This is a genomic window from Brevundimonas sp. UBA7507 (assembly GCF_002478355.1).
GTDB classification, from domain to species: Bacteria; Pseudomonadota; Alphaproteobacteria; order Caulobacterales; family Caulobacteraceae; genus Brevundimonas; species Brevundimonas diminuta_D.
This window is the reverse complement of record NZ_DLNP01000006.1, coordinates 48428-65152: the sequence shown is the minus strand read 5'-3', so window position 1 is coordinate 65152 and position 16725 is coordinate 48428. Positions and strand designations below refer to the sequence as shown.

The following is a 16725-nucleotide window of genomic DNA, read 5'->3' as shown; positions in this document are numbered from 1 at the left end:
TTGCTGAGAAAATCGAGCGCGGAGCCTTACCCGCGACGCGCCGCCGTGTCGATAAAAACGCCTCTACACGCGTTCATGGAGCAATCGTGAACAGCCGTCACAAGCCCGTCAGGCCGGTTTTTTCGCAACTGCAAAACCCCTAGCTCCTGTGAGGCTGAAACAGAAGGAGACAGGGGCATGACCGTCATCACGCCTCAGAACGCCGCCCCGCCGGGCGCGGCGAATACCGATGCGGCGCGACTGTGCGCCCTCTACGACGGCCTGTTGCAGGCGGGCGGAGCCGTGTCGCCCGAGGCCGAGCGCGAGCTGAGAGCCCTGGCCAAGATCTTCGACCTGGACGCCGAGCGCCCCGCCGCCGAACTGTGGCCCTATGTCCGCGCCGTCCTGGTGCGCCAGGCCCCGGCGCCGGAGCGGACCTCGACCGAACCGACCACGACCCCGGCGGCCGAAGCCGCCCCCCTGACCGTCCTGCTGGTCGAGGATGACGCCGACGCCGCCCTGGACCTGACCGAGGCGCTGGACGCCGCCGGGCACCGCGTCGTCGGTCCCTTCCACAGCGCCGAAGCCGCAGCGGCGGCGACCGCGCTTCACCCCATCGACGTGGCCCTGCTCGACATCAACCTGTCGGGCGAGAACACGGGCGTGGACCTGGCCCGCAGCCTGAAATCGCGCTGGGGGGTGCCGGTGATCTTCCTGTCCGGCGACGTGACGGCGGCGGCGCAGAACGCCGAACTGGCCGCCGCCATGGTCATCAAGCCCTATCGCGGTCGCGACGTGCTGGACGCCCTGTCCCGGCTGGAGTCCGCCTGAGCCGGCTCATGACGGCCATTGCCAGGCGGCGCGCGACCTGCGCCTGATGGCCCTCAACCCCACCGGCCCGAGGCGCTGAATGGACACCTTCTTCCTGTTCCTTCTGGTCGGCGTGCTGGCTCAGGCGGTCGACGGCGCCCTGGGCATGGCCTACGGCGTCATCTCCTCCTCCGTCTTGCTGGCGCTGGGCGTGCCCCCGGCCACGGCCTCGGCCAGCGTCCACGCCGCCGAGGTCTTCACCACCGCCGCCTCGGCCGGAAGCCATGTCTGGCACAAGAACGTCGAGTGGCGGCTGTTGCTGCCCCTGGCCGTCGCCGGCGTGATCGGCGGGGTGCTGGGCGCCTATGTGCTGACGGGGCTGGAGGCCTCGACCATCAAGCCGTTCGTGATCGGCTACCTGGCCCTGGTCGGGGTGTGGATCCTGTGGCGCGCCGGGCATGACATCCGCCCGCGCCACCTGCCCGCCTGGGTCACGGCGCCGCTGGGGCTGGTCGGCGGCTTTCTGGACGCCGTGGGCGGGGGCGGCTGGGGGCCGACCGTCTCCTCGACCATGGTCGGCGCCGGGCATGAGCCGCGCAAGGCCATCGGCACGGTGAACACGGCCGAGTTCTTCCTGACCGTGGCCGTCTCGGCCACCTTCGTCTGGGCCCTGGTCAGCGGCCACTGGGAAGAGGCGGGCGCGCTCCAGAACCACGCGGCGGCCGTCGGCGGCCTGGTGGTCGGCGGCCTGATCGCCGCCCCCTTCGCCGGACTGATCGTCAAGAAAGTCCCGCGCAAGGCCCTAACCTTTGCGGTCGGCTTCCTGCTGCTGATCCTCGCCGCCTTCCAGGGCGCGCAACTGCTGAAACTGATCGGCTGATCCCGTCTAGCGCGGGAAGGTGTCGATGAAGCTGGGACGCTGCTCCAGCGCCGCCTGCAGAGCGACCAGGTTCGGGCGGCCCGTCTTCCAGTCGTAGTCCGGGTGACGGAAGCCGATCCAGGTGACGGCGATCCCGGCCGTCAGCACGCCCATGTCCAGCGCCTCGGCGTCCGGGGCGGCGGTCTCCAGCGCATCCAGGGCGCGGCCCATGTTTACGGTCCAGCGCGCGATCCACGACGGCGAGCGTTCATGCTCGGGTCGCCGCTTCTCCAGCACCAGCTTGACGCCCATCTCCAACGCGGCGTTGGCCAGGATCTCAAGCCGCTTTACCCGCAGGCGCTCCGCCCCCTGGGACGGCAGCAGACGCGGTCCCAAACCCAGGGCGTCCAGATACTCGGCGATGACCGGGCTGTCGGTCAGCGGCAGGCCGTCCGCGGCGATCAGCGTCGGAACCTGAACCACGGGGTTGGTCGACAGCAGTTCCGGCGCGTCGGCGTAGGGATCGACGACGATCTCCTCGATCCGGTCGGCCAGCCCCTTTTCGCGAGCGACGATGCGAACCTTGCGGGCGAAGGGCGACGGGGTGGTGATGTAGAGCTTCATGGTCATTCGGCGGCGTTGAGAGCGATGGCGGCGGCGCGTGCGGCGTCCAGTTCGGCGGCCTTGGCTTCGACCTGGGCGACGATCTCGTCGATCATGCCCTCATTGGCCTGCTTGTGAGCGATCTTGCCGTTCAGATAGACCATGCCCGCCCCCTTGCCGCCGCCGGTGAAGCCGATGTCGGTATAGAGGGCCTCGCCCGGCCCGTTGACCACGCAGCCGATGATCGACAGCGACATGGCCGTCGAGACATGCGCCAGTCGCTCTTCCAGAATCCCCACCGTCTCGATGACGTTGAAGCCCTGACGCGCGCAGGACGGGCAGGCGATGATGTTCACCCCCCGGTGACGCAGGCCCAGCGACTTCAGAATGTCGAAGCCGACCTTGATCTCTTCGACCGGATCAGCGGCCAGGGACACGCGAATGGTGTCGCCGATGCCCGACCACAGCATATTGCCCATGCCGATGGCCGATTTGATGGTGCCGGTGCGCAAGGGGCCCGCCTCGGTCACGCCGAGGTGCAGGGGGCAGTCGATGGCGTCAGCCAGTTGCTGATAGGCGGCGACCGTCAGGAAGGGGTCCGACGCCTTCACCGAGATCTTGAACTCGTGAAAGTCCAGATCCTGAAGAATCCGGGCGTGGTTCAGGGCGCTTTCGACCATCGCATCCGGACAGGGCTCGCCGTATTTCTCCAGCAGCTCCTTCTCCAGCGAGCCGGCGTTGACGCCGATGCGCATGGAGCAGCCGTGGTCGCGGGCGGCCTGAACGACTTCCTTGACCCGCTCGATCGAGCCGATGTTGCCGGGGTTGATGCGCAGGCAGGCGGCGCCCGCCTGGGCCGCCTCGATGCCGCGCTTGTAGTGGAAGTGGATGTCGGCCACGAGCGGCACGCGGGCCTCGCGCGCGATGGTCCTGAAGGCCGCCGTCGATTCCTCGTCCGGGCAGGAGACGCGCACGATGTCGGCCCCGGCCTCTTCCAGCTGACGGATCTGCTCCAGCGTCGCCGCCGCGTCGGTCGTCGGCGTATTGGTCATCGACTGGACGCTGATCGGGGCGTCGCCGCCGACAGGGACGGAGCCGACCATGATCTGGCGGCTCTTGCGGCGCTCGATGTGGCGCCAGGGGCGGATATGGCCGAGTTCGGAATGGTCGCTCATGACGCCGGGAACATAGGACAGGAAGAGCGGCAAAACCACGACAGGCGGCGAAAGATCGCGCCTTCGTCGAGGAAAGGATCAGGCGGCGGGCGCGGGAGCCGCGGCGGCGGCCTGGGTCGGCGTCGGCGAAGGCGTCGCGGCGGCCGCAGCAGCAGCAGCCGCCTGAGCCGCGCGGGCCCGGGCCTCGACGGCGGCGGCGGCGCGGGCCTCGGACTCGCGCGCCGCCGCCTGGGCGCGGTTGTTCAGCGACCCGAGCGGCGACTGCGGCGCGGGCAGCACGCCGCCGTGTTCGCCGTTCAGATAGACGTCGAAGGCCGCCGGATCGGGCGTGTCGATGGTGGCCGCCACGCCGGGCGGCGCGCGCCAGGCCTCGCCCGCGGCCAGCTGACGCGCGAACAGGATGCGGCCGTCGCCCTGGCGGATGACCAGGATGGCGGGCTTGCGCGCCTGAAGCGTGACCTGGGAGACCGTGGCCGAGGCGCCGTAGATGGCCCCGCGCGGGTTAAAGGCGGCCTGCACCGGCGGCGCGGGCGGAGGCGCGGCGTTGGGGTCGTCCGGGTCGATCCCGGTCAGCTGAGCCTCCAGCCCCGGGGTGATGTACATGGCCGGCGTCGTCTGGTCCGGCGGCGCCGCCTTGGGCGCGCCGAGATAGAGGGCGCGGTCCCGTTGATGATCGGCCTGCTCGGCCCAGTCCTTGGGCACGGCGACCAGGTCGGAGGGGTGCGGCGCCTCGATCCGGTTGATGCGCTGGAAGACGTTCCAGCCGATCACCACCGCCAGGAAGACGCCGATCACGCCCAGGATCTTGGGCGAGTTCTGGCGCATCTGCTGCAGGGCGGCGCCCGTCGGCGGCTGCAGCGGCACGGCCGCATCGGGGTATTCCTGCTTGAACCGCTCGACCGCGTTCAACTCGTCCAGGCCTAGGGCGCCGGCGTAGGCGCGCACATAGCCCATGGAGAAGATGCGCGACGGCAGGACGGCGTACTCGCCCTGCTCCAGCGCGGTCAGGAAACGCGGATGCACCCGCGTCTTGGTCGACAGCTCGGCCATGGACAGGCCCGACGCCAGGCGCGCGGCGCGCAGGGACGCGCCCAGGGAATCGTCCGAGGGTTCTTCAGGCGCCGCTTCGGGCGTCGCCTCCGGGGTCTGATCCAGCGTCGCGTCGGCGTCGAAGTCGAACGCGGCTTGCCGATCCTGGTCCATAGGGTCGGTGTTCCGTCACGCTGGGCGCCGATGCGCCCGTCACCCCCGCTTAGACGAGGCCGGGAGCGCGGGCAACGCGGGAAAGCGGCCCCGCTTTCTCAGACTTCGACATTGAGCTTGCGCGCCAGGGACTCGATCTCGCCGCGCACCGACCCGGCCGAGGAGCCGAGCAGGGCGTTCATCCCCCGCCGCGCCGCGTTCAGATCAGCCGACAGGATCATGCGTTTGACCGGTCCCACCCCGCCCGCCGGAACGGACAAACGGCTGTAGCCCAGGGTGATCAGGGCGAAGGCTTCCAGCGGGCGGCCCGCCAGTTCGCCGCAGACGGAGACGGGCGTGGCGCTGTCGGCGCACTTCTGCTGAATATCCGCCAGGGCGCGCAGGAAGGGCGGCGACAGGGGATCGTAGCGATCCGACACGCGCGGGTTCGTCCGGTCGGCGGCGAACATATACTGCAGCAGGTCGTTGGTGCCGATCGAAACGAAGTCGGTCAGCGGCAGCAGGGCGTCCAGGTGCCACAGCAGGCTGGGGCATTCGATCATGGCCCCAACCCGCAGCAGGGACGGCAGAGGCCGCCCCCGGCGCCGCGCCCAGTCGCATTCGACGTCGACCAGTTCACGGGCGGCCCGGAACTCGTCCACCGTGGCGATCATGGGGAACATGACGCGCAGCTCGCGCCCGGCGGCGGCGCTCAGCAGGGCGCGCAGCTGCATCCGCAGCAGGGCCGGACGATCCAGCCCAAGACGGATGGCGCGGCGGCCCAGCGCCGGGTTCTCTTCGCGCTCATTGTCGAGGTAGGGCAGCACCTTGTCGCCGCCGATGTCCAGCGTGCGGAAGGTGACGGGCCGGTCGCCCGCCGCATCCAGCACCAGTTTGTAGAGCGCCGCCTGAGCGTCCAGGCGCGGCAGCTCGTCCGAGACCATGAACTGGAATTCGGTGCGGAACAGGCCGATGCCCTCGGCGCCCGTGGCGTCCAGATTCTCCAGATCCACCGCCAGGCCGGCGTTGGTCAGCAGCATGATGCGCTTGCCGTCCCTGGTGACCGCGGGGGTGTCGCGCAGTTGGTCGAACTCGGCGCGGCGCTGTTCGCGCACCGCCATGCGGCTCTCGACCGCCGCCAGCATGTCGGGGCGGGGCCGCAAGTAGGCCTCGCCCGTCTCGCCGTCGACGATGACCTGATCGCCCTCGGTCAGGCGATCGCGCAGGCCCTGCAGGCGGCCGACGCAGGGAATCTGCAGGGCGCGGGCGACGATGGCCGCGTGGGCGGCCGCCGAGCCTTCTTCCAGCAACAGGCCCCGCAGCTTGTGGCGCGGATACTCCAGCAGGTCCGCCGGTCCCAGGTTCTTGGCCACCAGGATGGCGTCGTCGGGCAGGTCGCGCTGGCCCGGATGATCGCCCGCCATCAGCCGCAGCAGGCGGTTGGCCAGATCCTCGAAGTCGTGCAGCCGCTCGCGGATATAGGGATCGCGGGCGTTGGCGAAGCGGGCGCGGTGCTCGTTGCGGACGCGGTCCACGGCGGCCTCGGCCGTCAGGCCGGAACGCACCGCCTCCTCCAGCGACCGGTTCCAGCCCCGGTCGTCGGCGAACATCCGATAGGTCTCCAGCACCTCATAGGGAGTGCCGCCCAGCTTGCCCTGGCTGCCTTCCAGCAGGGCGTCGATGCTGGTGCGCAGACGCTCCAGCGCCTCCTTGAGCCGCACCTCTTCGGCGGCCGGATCGTCGGACAGCAGCTGCTCCGGCGCGATCGGCGCCTCGTGCAGCACGGCCTGCCCGAACGACAGGCCCTCGGCGAACTTCTGCCCCTTCAGCCGCTCGGGCCGATGGGGCGCGACTTCGACGTCGCGCAGCTCCTCCAGCGCCAGCAGCTCGCCCGAAGCCACCGTCTCGGCCAGGACCATGGCGATGGTCTGGATGTCCTCGACCTCTTCCTCGTCATAACGACGGGCGGCGCGGTTCTGGACGACCAGGACGCCGATGGCCCGGCCGCCGCGCAGCAGGGGCGCGCCGAGGAAGGCGTGATAGGGGTCTTCGCCGGTTTCGGGCCGGTAGGAGAAGCTGGGATGCGACTGGGCGTCCGACAGGCTGATCGGCGCGGCCGTGCGCGCCACCTCGCCGACCAGGCCCTCGCCGGGGCTCAGGCGGGTGTTGTGGACAGCCTCGGGGTTCAGACCCTCGGTGGCGAACAGCTCCAACTCGCCCGAGGCGCGCCGCAAATAGATGGAGCAGACCTCGGCCACCATGGAGCGGGCGATGATCCGCACCACCATGTTCAGCCGGTCCTGGGCGGGAACGGCGCCGTCGGCCCCGGCCAGAGCCTCGCGGATCTGGCGCAGCAGAAGGCGGGGCCCCCTCGCCGTCACTGCCACGCCCTTCACCATGCCTGCTCCCGCCTTGCCGCCCTCTGGTTTCAGTTTCCAGATAGGGCGGCCCTTCCGATATCCTAGTCTTCCGCGTCCAGACCGTAGGCCGCGTGCAGCGCCCGGACCGCCAGCTCGGCGTAATCCGAATCGATCAGTACGCTGATCTTGATCTCGGAGGTCGAGATGGCCTGGAACTTCACGCCCTTGTCAGCCAGGGCGCGGAACATGGTCTGGGCCACGCCCGCGTGACTGCGCATACCCACGCCGATCACCGAGACCTTGGCCACGTCGTCGTCGACCCGCAGTTCCTCGAAGCCGATCTCGGCCTTGGCGGCGGTCATCAGGTCGGCGGCGCGGCGCGCGTCGCGGCGGCCGGTCGTGAAGGTCAGGTTGACCGCGCCTTCGGTGCGGGCCTGGCTCTGCACGATCATGTCGACGTTGACCTCGGCCTCGGCCAGGCGGGTGAAGACGTCGGCCGGAGCGTCCGTCCGGTCCGACAGGCCAAGCAGCGTGATCCGGGCTTCGTCCCGGCTCATGGTCACGCCGGAAACGATGCGCTTTTCCACGATCTCATCCTCGTCGCAAATCAGGGTGCCGGCGTGTTGCGGCAGGTTTCCGTTTTCGTCCGGCTCGATGAAGCTGGACAGGACGCGCACCGGCACGCGCTTGTGCATGGCCAGTTCGACCGAGCGGGTCTGAAGCACCTTGGCGCCCAGCGACGCCATCTCCAGCATTTCTTCGTAGGACACCTTCTCCAGACGCCGGGCGCGGCTCTGGATGCGCGGATCGGTCGTATAGACGCCGTCCACGTCGGTGTAGATGTCGCACGGCGCGCCCAGGGCCGCCGCCACCGCCACGGCCGAGGTGTCCGAGCCGCCCCGGCCCAGGGTGGTGATGCGCCCCTCGCGGGTCACGCCCTGGAAGCCCGGCACGATGGCGATCTCGCCCGCGTCCAGCGCAGCCCCCAGCGCGTCGCCAGGCACCTCTTCGATGCGGGCGCGGCCGTGGGCGTCGTCGGTCAGGATCGGAATCTGCCAACCCATCCAGCTGCGCGCCTTCAGGCCCATGTTGCGCAGGGTCAGGGCCAGAAGACCCGACGTCACCTGCTCGCCCGAGGCGACCACCACGTCATATTCGTCATCCGACAGGACGCCGTCGCCGTACAGGCCCGGCGCCGCCGCGCCCACACCGTCGGTCCAAGCGACCAGCTCATTGGTCTTGCCCGCCATGGCCGAGACGACCACGGCCACCTTCTTGCCCCTGGCGGCTTCGGCGGCGACGATGCGCGCCGCGCGACGGATGCGTTCCAGGTCGGCCATGGAGGTGCCGCCGAACTTCATCACCAACCGGTTCGTGTCGGCCCGCGTCATCCTGGCGTCTGATCCCCTGCTTGCATGGCGGGCGAAGGCGGTCCATGCCTCTGCCCATGCCCGCTTCTAACGACAGCCTCGATCCGCGCAAACCCCAAAGCGAAGAGGGTTTTTCACCCTTTGCTACCGATCGTGCCGAAGGGCCGAGCATCGACCCGGCCGACGTGGCGCGCTTTTCGGCCCAGGCGGCCGAGTGGTGGGATCCCAAAGGCCCCTTCGCCCCCCTGCACCGCTTCAATCCGGCGCGGCTGAAATTCGTGCGCGATCGGGCGGCGGAACACTTTGATCGCGACGTGAAGGCGCGCGCGCCCTTCAGCGGCCTCAGCCTGATCGACATCGGCTGCGGCGGCGGCCTGATCGCCGAGCCGATGCGGCGCATGGGCTTTGACGTCACCGCCATCGACGCCTCGTCCGAGAACATCGGCACCGCCCGCGCCCACGCCGAACAGGTCGGGCTGGACATCGCCTATCGCGCCGCCACGGTGGAGCAGATGGTCGAAGCGGGCGCCGGCCCTTTCGACGTGGTGCTGACGATGGAAGTGATCGAGCACGTCGCCGATCCGGAGGCCTTCATCCGCGCCTGCTCGAAACTGATCAAGCCGGGCGGCCTGATGATCGTCGCCACCCTGAACCGCACGCTGAAGGGCCTGCTGCTGGGCAAGGTCGCGGCGGAATATGTGCTGCGCTGGGTGCCGGCGGGCACCCACGACTGGCGCCAGTTCCTCAAGCCCGACGAGCTGCGCGCCATGCTGGACGGCGAGCCGCTGACCGTCACCGGCCCCTATGGCCTGGCCTATGATCCGCTGAACGACCGCTGGAGCGAGGGCGACGACGTGGGCATCAACTACATGATGATGGCGACCCGCGACGCATGAGCGGCCCGCGCCGCATCGTCCTGACCGGCGGTCCCGGCTCGGGCAAGACCACTTTGCTTGAGGCCCTGGCGACGGCAGGCCATGCGACCTCGCCCGAGGCCGGGCGCGCCATCATCCGCCGCCAGCAGGCGATCGACGGCGAGGCCCTGCCGTGGAAGGACCGGGCCCTGTTCGCCGAACTGATGCTGGACCGCGAGCTTGAGGCCCACGCCCGCACCGAGAGCGCCGACGGGCCGGTCTTCTTCGATCGCGGCGTCCCGGACGTGGTCGGTTATCTGACCCTGTGCGGCCTGCCGGTCCCGGCCCATGTGGAGCGGGCGGCGCAGGACATCCGCTATGACCGGCGCGTCTTCATCGCCCCGGTCTGGCCCGAGATCTTCGGCCAGGACGCCGAGCGCAAGCAGGATCTGGACGAGGCCCGCCGCACCTTCGAGGCCATGGCCGAGACCTATCCGCGCTTCGGCTATGAACTGATCGAACTGCCTAGGACGCCCGTCGCCGAGCGCCTGGATTTCGTGCTGACGACGCTTACAGCGGCCTGACCATATAGCGGGCGTCGTCGCCGTAGCTGGCCAGCTTCTCGGCCATACCCGGCGGGTTCTGAACCTCGAAGCCGTTGCGCGCCCAAAAGGTCGAGGCGTCGTTGACCGCCACCAGGGCGACCGCCGGCCAGCCCGCCGCCTTGGACTGCTCGGCCAGACGTTCGACCACCGGCCGGGTGTGGCCGCCGCCGCGCGTGTCGGGGTGCAGGGCCAGGTCGTGCAGATAGACGACCTCGGCCTCGGCCGGGATGGCGTCGATCAGCACATTCAGCGCCGGGGCGGCGTTCAGCACCCACGGATAGGCGACCAGATAGCCCATGACCGGACCGTCCTCGGCGGCCAGGACGAAGCAGCCCTCGGGATGCAGTTCCAGACGGTTGGCGAAACAGGCGCGCTCTTCCGGATGATCGGGGAAGGACAGCTGGGCCACCGCGACCACGCCGTCGAGGTCGTTCGGCGTCATCGGTCGCCAGGTCAGAGTGGACAGCGGGCGTTCAGCTCCGCCCTGTTGAATCGCCATTACGCGCTCCGCTTCTCAATCAACACCCGCCCTTGATCCGGGCGGTCAGCCTGTTCCCCCACGCCCACATAAATGATGCAGTGCAAAAAGTCGCGCTCAGGCAGGGCGCCCCGAGTGCGGTTAATTCGCCTTCTTGGGATCGGGCGGCAGGCTGGGCAGGGGGGCGCAGGGCACGCCGTCGTCTTTCAGCTTCTTCACCTCGGCGGGGGTGGCCTCGCCGTAGATCTCGCGCTTTTCGCTGCGGCCTTCGTGGATGTCGCGGGCCTCGCGGGCGAAGGCGTCGCCGACGTAGTCAAAATTCTGCTCGACGTGGTCGCGCACCTCGCGCGCGGCCTGCATCATCATCGACTGCATATGCTGCAGAGCTTCAGGTTTCAGGGCCTCGGGCGCGGTCTTCTTCGTGCCGGAGACGGCCGGAGCCATCACCTGCTTCCTCACCGCGGTCGAGCCGCAGAAGGGGCATTCCACCAGGCCGCGCGCCGCCTGGTCGTCATAGTCGGACGAGGAGCCGAACCAGGCCTCGAAGCCGTGGTCGTGGTCGCAGGACAGGGCGTAACGGATCATAGGGGCAGGTCGAAGTCGCGGTCGTGGCGCAGGGCGGGGACGCTGGCGCGCGCCTTCTCCACGGCCGAAAGGTCCAGCCGGGCGTGCAGCACGCCCGGTTCGTCGTGATCGAGCCGGGCGATCACCTCGCCCCACGGGCCGACGATCAGGGAGCGGCCCCAGGTCCGGCGGCCGTCCTCATGCGTCCCGCCCTGGGCCGGGGCCAGGACGAAGGCGCCCGTCTCGATGGCGCGGGCGCGCAACAGGGTCTCCCAATGCGCCTCGCCGGTCGGGCGGGTGAAGGCGGCGGGGACGGCGATCAGCGTCGCGCCCGCCTTGGCCAGGGCGCGGTGCAGTTGCGGAAAACGCAGGTCGTAGCAGATGGTCAGACCAAGACGCCCCCAAGGGGCAGCGGCGACCACCGCCGCCTCGCCAGGCCTGACCGAGGCGCTCTCGCGATAGGTCTCGCCGTTCGGCAGGTCGACGTCAAAGACGTGCAGCTTGTCATAGCGGGCCGTGACCGCCCCGCTGGGGTCGATCAGCAGGGACCGGTTGGCGGCGCGCAGGTCATCCGCCACGCCCGAGCGGACGATCGCCGAGCCGATCAACAGCCAGACGCCAAGTTCGGCGGCCAGGGCCTTGAGCCCGGCGACGGCCGGGTCGGCGCCTTCATCCGACAGGGCGGCGTCGCGCAAGGCGCGGCGCTGTTCGAGAAAGTTGGTTCCCTCGGGCGTCAGGATCAGCTGCGCGCCCTCGGCCGCCGCCTGACGGATCAGGGGCTCGACATGCGCCAGCCCCGCGGCCGCCGTCGCCGGCGTCCGCGCCTGGATCAGCGCAATGTCGAGCGTTTCGGTCACCTAGGCCGCCAGCAGGGCGTCCAGCTCGCCCTTGCGGTCCAGGGCGTGGATGTCGTCCGAACCGCCGACGTGCTTTCCGTCGATAAAGATCTGCGGGAAGGTGGCGGCGCCGCCCGAGCGTTCGACCATCTCGGCCTTCTTGGCCGGATGGTTGGAGGCGACGATCTCCGTATAGGCCGCGCCCTTGCGGTCCAGCAGGGCCATGGCGCGGATGCAGTAGGGGCAGCCGGGTTTGGTGTAGAGGACGACTTCGGCCAAGGGGAACTCCTGAAGGCGAATGGGAAGGTTCTCCCTCACTTAAGCGGTTCGCGCGCGTTTTTCACCCTCGCGATGACGGCCAGGTCGACAGCGCGCGCGCCGGCCTCGATCAGCGCCCGCGCGCAGGCCTCGGCCGTGGCCCCCGTGGTCAACACGTCGTCGATCAGCAGCAACCGCCGCCCCTTGATGCGTCGCCGTCCCGCCTCGGTCACGGCGAAGGCCGCCTTGACGTTCAGCCGCCGCCCGCGCCCGGACTTGCCGCCCTGGCTGGCGGTCGGCAGGGGGCGGATCAGGGCGTCCGGCAGGTAGTCGAGCCGCGCCGCACGGGCCAACGGCCGGGCGATCTCGGCGGCCTGATTGAACCGGCGCGACAGCAGGCGGGCGCGGTGCAGGGGCACGGGGACCGCGGCGTCGGCCGTCTCGATCAGGGGGGCGGCCGACCGGCTGATCCAGCGCGCGAACAGGGGGGCGAACTGCTGCTGGTCGCCGTGCTTGAACTTGAGGATGATCCCGCGCGACGCCTCGTCGTAGACGCAGGCCGCCCGCGCCCGGCCGAAGGCGTAAGGGCTGGCGACGCAGGCTGCGCACCGATCCGCCGCGAAGTCGCCGCCGTCATATTCGAACGCCGCACCGCAGCCGTCGCAGACCGGCGCCTCCAGAAAGGCCACCCGGCTCCAGGCGTCCGACGACAGGCCCGCGGACGCCGCCGCTTCGCGGCTGTCGTAAGCCACAGGCGGCAGCAGAATATCCAGCAGACCCCGACCCGCATCGCGCGCGCCGGATGCTAAAGGCGCAGTCCAATTAGCCGTTCTGGCTTTCAATCGACCCCGCCAGCCCCCATCCTGAACCGACATGAGCGCCCCCTCTCCCTCCTCCGGTCCCCCGATCATCTTCGACGCCGCGCGCCGCGCCGCGCGCCTGAACCGCGCCGCCCGCCGTTTCCCCGACGCCGACTTCCTGCACCTGCGCGCCGCAGACAATGCGGTGAACAGCCTGGAGGTGATCCTGCGCGAGTTTCAGACGCCCGTCGACCTGTCGCCGCACCCCGGCGTCTTCGCCCGCGCCCTGGCCGACAGTCCGGCGCGCGAGCGGGTGGCGCAGGTGCGCGCCGTCGGCTCGACGGCCGAGCGCGCCGCGCCGGGCGCAGGGCCTCTGGGGCTGGAAGACGGCTCGGCTGATCTGATCGTCAACCTGCTGGGCCTGCACTGGGCCAACGACCTGCCCGGCGCGCTGAGCCAGATTCGCCGCGCGCTGAAGCCCGACGGCCTGTTCGTCGCCAGCCTGTTCGGCGCCGCGACGCTGAAGGAGCTGCGCGGCGTGCTGACCGAGGCGGAGCTGGAGGTCAACGGCGGCGCCCAGGCGCGGGTCTCGCCCTTCGCCGACGGCTTCGACGGGGCGGCCCTGCTGCAACGGGCCGGGTTCGCACTGCCGGTGACGGACGTGGACCGGGTGACGGTGCGCTATAGCGATCCCTTCGCCCTGATGCGCGACCTGCGGGCGATGGGCGAGACCAATGTGCTGGCCGGGCCGATCCGGCCGCTCAGCCGCGCCGTGCTGGCCCGCGCAGCCCAGCTCTACGCCGAGCGCCACGCCGAGGCGGACGGGCGCATCCCCGCCACCTTCGAGATGGTGCATCTGGCCGGATGGGCGCCGCACGACAGCCAGCAGAAGCCCGCCAAACGCGGCTCGGCCAAGACGCGCCTGGCCGATGCGCTGGGCGTCAGGGAGCAGACCGGCGAGGAGGGCTGAGCCCCGCCCTTCCCTGGATCTAGGCTCCGCCGATAGCGCCGCTGATGGTCGTGGAGATGTAGTCGTACATGGCCGTGGAGCGCGCCGCGAAGGCGCTGACGGCGGCGATGATGACCAGGAAGATCAGGCCGCAGATCAGGCCGTATTCAATGGCCGTGGCGCCGCCTTCGTCGCGGTGGAACCGGCAGATGAAACCCTTCACGCCCGGCCCTCCCCTGTCGTCGGCCTGTCAGAGCAGATCGCGCAACCAGGCGATCAGCGGTTCGTCGGCCGGAGGCATGGGATAGGCCGACAGCTTGTCCGGCTTCACCCAGGCCAGACCCGCGTGTTCGCGCGCCTCGACCACGCCGGACCAGCGCCGGCACAGGTAGAGTGGCATCAACAGGTGAAAGGATTCGTAAGCGTGACTGGTAAACACGAAGGGCGCCAGGCAGGCCTCCTTCACATCGATGCCCAGTTCCTCCTTCAGCTCGCGGATCAGGGCGGCTTCGGGCCGTTCGCCCGGCTCGACCTTGCCGCCGGGAAATTCCCACAGGCCCGCCAACTGCTTGCCCTCAGGACGTTTGGCGATCAGCACGCGGCCGTCCGGGTCGATCAGGGCGACAGCGACGACAAGGACGGTGGGAACGGCGGGCGTCTCGCTCACGAACGGTAGTCCCCGTTGATCTCGATGTAGCGCTTGGTCAGGTCGCAGGTCCAGACGGTGGCCGAGGCGCGGCCCGAGGCGACATGGACGGTGATGTCGATCTCGGCGTTCTTCATGTAGGCGCTCATGACCGCCTCATCGTAGGTCGGCGAAGGGGCGCCGTCGACGGCGGCGACGTGCGGACCGAAGCGGATGGCCAGACGGTCGCGGTCGACCGCCTCCTCCGTCTTGCCCACGGCCATGACGATGCGGCCCCAGTTGGCGTCCTCGCCCGCGATAGCGGTCTTGACCAGGGGGCTGTCGGCGATCGACTTGGCCAGCTTGCGGGCCGAGGCGGGGCTGGCGGCGCCGTCGACCGTCACCTTGACGAACTTGGTCGCGCCCTCGCCGTCCTTCACCAGCTGGTGGGCCAGGTCGAGCATGACGGCGTCCAGCGCCGCCGAAAATTCCTTCAGGCGACGGTCGCCGACACGGCCGATCCTCGGCGCGCCGGACGCGCCCGTGGCGAACAGCAGCGCCGTGTCGTTGGTCGAGGTGTCGCCGTCCACCGTCACCGAATTGAAGGTGGTGCGGACGTGCAGGTTCAGCAGAGCCTTCAGCACCGGCGGGGCGATGTCGGCGTCGGTGACGATGAAGGCCAGCATGGTCGCCATGTCCGGCGCGATCATGCCCGAGCCCTTGGCGATGCCGGCGATGCGGACCTTCACCCCCTCGATCTCGCACTCGGCGTAGGCGCCCTTGGGGAAGGTGTCCGTGGTCATGATGCCCAGACCGGCCTGCGCCCAGGCGTCGGCCTTCAGACCGGCTTCGACCTCGGGCAGGCGGGCGGTGATCTTCTTGTCGTCCAGCACCACGCCGATGACGCCGGTCGAGGCCAGCATGACGTCCCGCTGGCGACAGTCGAAGCGTTTGGCGACCTCGGAAGCCGTGCGGCGCGCGGCGTCGGCCCCGGCCTTGCCGGTGAAGGCGTTGGCGCAGCCGGCGTTGACGACCAGGGCCTTGACCCCCTCGCCGCCCTTGTCGGCGTCCAGATGACGCTTGCACCAGTCGACCGGCGCCGAGCCGACCTTGTGCCGAGTGAAGACGCCCGCGCAGGACGCGCCCTCGGGGAAGCGGAAGACCACCAGATCGTCGCGCTCATGCTTGTAGAAGCCCGCGCGCGCCGTGGCGATCTCGACCCCGCCGATCGGCGGAATGGCTGGGAAAGGCACGGCCAGGGGCGAGATCATCAGGCCCGGCTTGCCCGGAGCGGCGGCGACCGCCTGGGTGGCGGATTGCGTCGCGCGCTTCAGGGCCGAGGCCAGCGGGTCCAGCGCCTTCTCGATAGCGGTTTCGATCTTCTTGCCGGTCGAGGCGGACTTGGAGGGCGGCTGGCTCATGAGGCGTTTCCGGCGGGAGAAGCGGAGGTTTTCTGGGCCGCAGGCGGAGCGGCGGACTCAACGGGGGCTGAAGGCGGAGCCGTCTTGGCCCCGTCCAGAGTGATCTCGACCTCGGCCTGGCCGCGCAGTTGCTCCAGCAACTGGCGAACGCCTTCATAGGTCAGGTAGCGCACGATCTGCGGCCGCGCCTGCTCCAGCGTCGGCGGGGTTTCGACGCGGCGATCCTCGACCTTGAGCACGGCCCAGCCGGTGTCGGTCTGGATCGGGCCGACGACCGCGCCCGGCGTCTGGCCCTGCAGGGCGGCGGCGTAGGGACCGGGCAGAACGTCCAGCGTCGAATAGCCGAGGTCGCCCCCGGAATAGCGGGTGGCGTCGTCGATGGAGCGTTGGGCGGCGACGGCCTCGAAGGCCGCCCCCTGCCCCAGGACGCCCAGGACGGCGTCGGCCTGTTCCTTGGTCGGCGCCAGAATCAGGCGCACCCGCACCTCTTCGGTCGCGCGGGCGAGCCTCTGCTGCTCGGCGTAGAGGCGCTCGACCGCCTGCTCGGACACGGCGCCGGACACCACCTTCTCGACCAGCATGTCGCCCAGGATGCGTTCGCGCACGGCCTGCAGGCGGCGCTGGGCGGCGGGACTGGAATCGAGGCCGCGGCGCTCGGCCTCGGCCGCCAGCAGCTTCTGATCGACCACCTCGTCCATCACCCGGCGAAACAGTTCGGACGAGGCGTCCAGGGGATCGTCCTCGCCGATCAACCCCTGCGCCACAGCTTCGCGGCGCACGTCCGAGGCCCAGACGGCGCGATCGTTGACCCTGGCCACGACGCGGTCGTTCTTTTCCGGCGCGGCCTCGTCGCCGCCGCGCGCGCAGGCGGCCACGCCCAGCGCCAAACCGGCGACGGCGACCAGAAACAGGCTGTGGAGGGGACGTCGCGCTCGCATCGGACGCTCCGGGCAAGGGTCTGTGGACAGGCCGTCGAAACGGACATTCGCGCCTGAAA

The 16725-nt window shown here is 70.1% G+C and carries 19 protein-coding genes; 5 read left to right on the top strand and 14 right to left on the bottom strand.

The genetic code is table 11. From position 1 onward, the window contains the following. The first annotated feature begins 177 nt into the window (after positions 1-177). Together B3D50_RS04220 and B3D50_RS04215 are read left to right on the top strand one after the other, a co-directional pair. Entirely contained in the window at positions 178-810 is a 633-nt protein-coding gene (locus tag B3D50_RS04220; RefSeq protein ID WP_269300476.1) for a response regulator, read from the top strand. 79 nt (positions 811-889) lie between these two features. Continuing rightward, positions 890-1669 (top strand): sulfite exporter TauE/SafE family protein, encoded by a 780-nt coding sequence (locus B3D50_RS04215; RefSeq protein ID WP_286949589.1) that lies wholly within the window; start codon positions 890-892, stop codon positions 1667-1669. A gap of 6 nt (positions 1670-1675) precedes the next feature. On the opposite strand, the gene B3D50_RS04210 is transcribed toward B3D50_RS04215, so the two are convergent. From B3D50_RS04210 to B3D50_RS04190, 5 genes are all read right to left on the bottom strand, one after another. Further along, complete coding sequence (locus tag B3D50_RS04210; protein ID WP_286949588.1) at positions 1676-2278, bottom strand: glutathione S-transferase N-terminal domain-containing protein; 603 nt, start codon at positions 2276-2278, stop codon at positions 1676-1678. Continuing rightward, positions 2275-3426, bottom strand: coding sequence for a flavodoxin-dependent (E)-4-hydroxy-3-methylbut-2-enyl-diphosphate synthase (gene ispG / locus B3D50_RS04205; RefSeq protein ID WP_003164167.1), 1152 nt, complete (start codon positions 3424-3426; stop codon positions 2275-2277). The genes B3D50_RS04210 and ispG overlap by 4 nt, the downstream gene beginning before the upstream one ends. Positions 3427-3504: 78 nt before the next feature. Further along, positions 3505-4629 (bottom strand): helix-turn-helix domain-containing protein, encoded by a 1125-nt coding sequence (locus B3D50_RS04200; RefSeq protein ID WP_286949587.1) that lies wholly within the window; start codon positions 4627-4629, stop codon positions 3505-3507. Positions 4630-4727: 98 nt separating this feature from the next. After that, positions 4728-7007: a phosphoenolpyruvate--protein phosphotransferase gene (gene ptsP, locus B3D50_RS04195; protein WP_286949585.1), complete on the bottom strand. Its 2280-nt coding sequence runs from the start codon at positions 7005-7007 to the stop codon at positions 4728-4730. 62 nt (positions 7008-7069) lie between these two features. Then, on the bottom strand, positions 7070-8359 hold the full coding sequence (locus tag B3D50_RS04190; RefSeq protein WP_286949583.1) for an aspartate kinase: 1290 nt from the start codon (positions 8357-8359) through the stop codon (positions 7070-7072). 44 nt (positions 8360-8403) lie between these two features. Here B3D50_RS04190 and ubiG point away from each other — a divergent pair, with 44 nt between their 5' ends. Next, positions 8404-9234, top strand: coding sequence for a bifunctional 2-polyprenyl-6-hydroxyphenol methylase/3-demethylubiquinol 3-O-methyltransferase UbiG (ubiG, locus tag B3D50_RS04185; RefSeq protein ID WP_286949581.1), 831 nt, complete (start codon positions 8404-8406; stop codon positions 9232-9234). Next, positions 9231-9776 carry an AAA family ATPase gene (locus B3D50_RS04180; RefSeq protein WP_286949580.1) on the top strand — a complete coding sequence of 182 codons (546 nt, stop codon included), beginning with the start codon at positions 9231-9233 and terminating at the stop codon, positions 9774-9776. Before ubiG ends, B3D50_RS04180 begins: the two co-directional genes overlap by 4 nt. Here the strand turns inward: B3D50_RS04180 and B3D50_RS04175 are convergent. From B3D50_RS04175 to B3D50_RS04155, 5 genes are all read right to left on the bottom strand, one after another. After that, entirely contained in the window at positions 9763-10296 is a 534-nt protein-coding gene (locus B3D50_RS04175) for a GNAT family N-acetyltransferase (protein ID WP_286949579.1), read from the bottom strand. The genes B3D50_RS04180 and B3D50_RS04175 overlap by 14 nt on opposite strands. 120 nt (positions 10297-10416) lie before the next feature. Then, on the bottom strand, positions 10417-10860 hold the full coding sequence (locus tag B3D50_RS04170; RefSeq protein ID WP_269300497.1) for a DUF1178 family protein: 444 nt from the start codon (positions 10858-10860) through the stop codon (positions 10417-10419). After that, positions 10857-11696: a carbon-nitrogen hydrolase family protein gene (locus B3D50_RS04165; RefSeq protein ID WP_286949577.1), complete on the bottom strand. Its 840-nt coding sequence runs from the start codon at positions 11694-11696 to the stop codon at positions 10857-10859. The genes B3D50_RS04170 and B3D50_RS04165 overlap by 4 nt, the downstream gene beginning before the upstream one ends. Next, a complete protein-coding gene (gene grxC / locus B3D50_RS04160; RefSeq protein ID WP_286949575.1) occupies positions 11697-11954 on the bottom strand; it encodes a glutaredoxin 3 in 258 nt (85 codons plus the stop codon). It lies immediately after the preceding gene. A gap of 35 nt (positions 11955-11989) precedes the next feature. Beyond that, positions 11990-12808 carry a ComF family protein gene (locus tag B3D50_RS04155; protein WP_286949573.1) on the bottom strand — a complete coding sequence of 273 codons (819 nt, stop codon included), beginning with the start codon at positions 12806-12808 and terminating at the stop codon, positions 11990-11992. On the opposite strand from B3D50_RS04155, the gene B3D50_RS04150 reads away from it, so the two are divergent. Then, positions 12807-13703, top strand: a complete 897-nt coding sequence (locus tag B3D50_RS04150; RefSeq protein ID WP_286949571.1) for a methyltransferase domain-containing protein — start codon at positions 12807-12809, stop codon at positions 13701-13703. The two genes, B3D50_RS04155 and B3D50_RS04150, sit on opposite strands and share 2 nt — an antisense overlap. Positions 13704-13722: 19 nt before the next feature. Here the strand turns inward: B3D50_RS04150 and B3D50_RS04145 are convergent, their stop codons facing one another. Genes B3D50_RS04145 through B3D50_RS04130 form a run of 4 tightly spaced genes read right to left on the bottom strand, consistent with a single transcriptional unit; the run spans position 13723 to position 16666 of the window. Beyond that, positions 13723-13905: a Flp family type IVb pilin gene (locus B3D50_RS04145; protein WP_003164181.1), complete on the bottom strand. Its 183-nt coding sequence runs from the start codon at positions 13903-13905 to the stop codon at positions 13723-13725. Positions 13906-13932: 27 nt separating this feature from the next. Next, entirely contained in the window at positions 13933-14349 is a 417-nt protein-coding gene (locus B3D50_RS04140; RefSeq protein WP_087139129.1) for a (deoxy)nucleoside triphosphate pyrophosphohydrolase, read from the bottom strand. After that, positions 14346-15728, bottom strand: a complete 1383-nt coding sequence (gene argJ, locus B3D50_RS04135; protein ID WP_286949569.1) for a bifunctional glutamate N-acetyltransferase/amino-acid acetyltransferase ArgJ — start codon at positions 15726-15728, stop codon at positions 14346-14348. The genes B3D50_RS04140 and argJ overlap by 4 nt, the downstream gene beginning before the upstream one ends. Beyond that, complete coding sequence (locus B3D50_RS04130; RefSeq protein WP_286949567.1) at positions 15725-16666, bottom strand: peptidylprolyl isomerase; 942 nt, start codon at positions 16664-16666, stop codon at positions 15725-15727. Before B3D50_RS04130 ends, argJ begins: the two co-directional genes overlap by 4 nt. Between the last annotated feature and the right edge of the window lie 59 nt (positions 16667-16725).

Bases quoted from the DNA above. Each gene is read 5' to 3' on its own strand.
- B3D50_RS04220 (WP_269300476.1), top strand. From the start codon at position 178: ATGACCGTCATCACGCCTCAGAACGCCGCCCCGCCGGGCGCGGCGAAT.
- B3D50_RS04215 (WP_286949589.1), top strand. From the start codon at position 890: ATGGACACCTTCTTCCTGTTCCTTCTGGTCGGCGTGCTGGCTCAGGCG.
- B3D50_RS04210 (WP_286949588.1), bottom strand. From the start codon at position 2,278: ATGACCATGAAGCTCTACATCACCACCCCGTCGCCCTTCGCCCGCAAG.
- ispG (WP_003164167.1), bottom strand. From the start codon at position 3,426: ATGAGCGACCATTCCGAACTCGGCCATATCCGCCCCTGGCGCCACATC.
- B3D50_RS04200 (WP_286949587.1), bottom strand. From the start codon at position 4,629: ATGGACCAGGATCGGCAAGCCGCGTTCGACTTCGACGCCGACGCGACG.
- ptsP (WP_286949585.1), bottom strand. From the start codon at position 7,007: ATGGTGAAGGGCGTGGCAGTGACGGCGAGGGGGCCCCGCCTTCTGCTG.
- B3D50_RS04190 (WP_286949583.1), bottom strand. From the start codon at position 8,359: ATGACGCGGGCCGACACGAACCGGTTGGTGATGAAGTTCGGCGGCACC.
- ubiG (WP_286949581.1), top strand. From the start codon at position 8,404: ATGCCTCTGCCCATGCCCGCTTCTAACGACAGCCTCGATCCGCGCAAA.
- B3D50_RS04180 (WP_286949580.1), top strand. From the start codon at position 9,231: ATGAGCGGCCCGCGCCGCATCGTCCTGACCGGCGGTCCCGGCTCGGGC.
- B3D50_RS04175 (WP_286949579.1), bottom strand. From the start codon at position 10,296: ATGGCGATTCAACAGGGCGGAGCTGAACGCCCGCTGTCCACTCTGACC.
- B3D50_RS04170 (WP_269300497.1), bottom strand. From the start codon at position 10,860: ATGATCCGTTACGCCCTGTCCTGCGACCACGACCACGGCTTCGAGGCC.
- B3D50_RS04150 (WP_286949571.1), top strand. From the start codon at position 12,807: ATGAGCGCCCCCTCTCCCTCCTCCGGTCCCCCGATCATCTTCGACGCC.
- B3D50_RS04155 (WP_286949573.1), bottom strand. From the start codon at position 12,808: ATGTCGGTTCAGGATGGGGGCTGGCGGGGTCGATTGAAAGCCAGAACG.
- argJ (WP_286949569.1), bottom strand. From the start codon at position 15,728: ATGAGCCAGCCGCCCTCCAAGTCCGCCTCGACCGGCAAGAAGATCGAA.
- B3D50_RS04130 (WP_286949567.1), bottom strand. From the start codon at position 16,666: ATGCGAGCGCGACGTCCCCTCCACAGCCTGTTTCTGGTCGCCGTCGCC.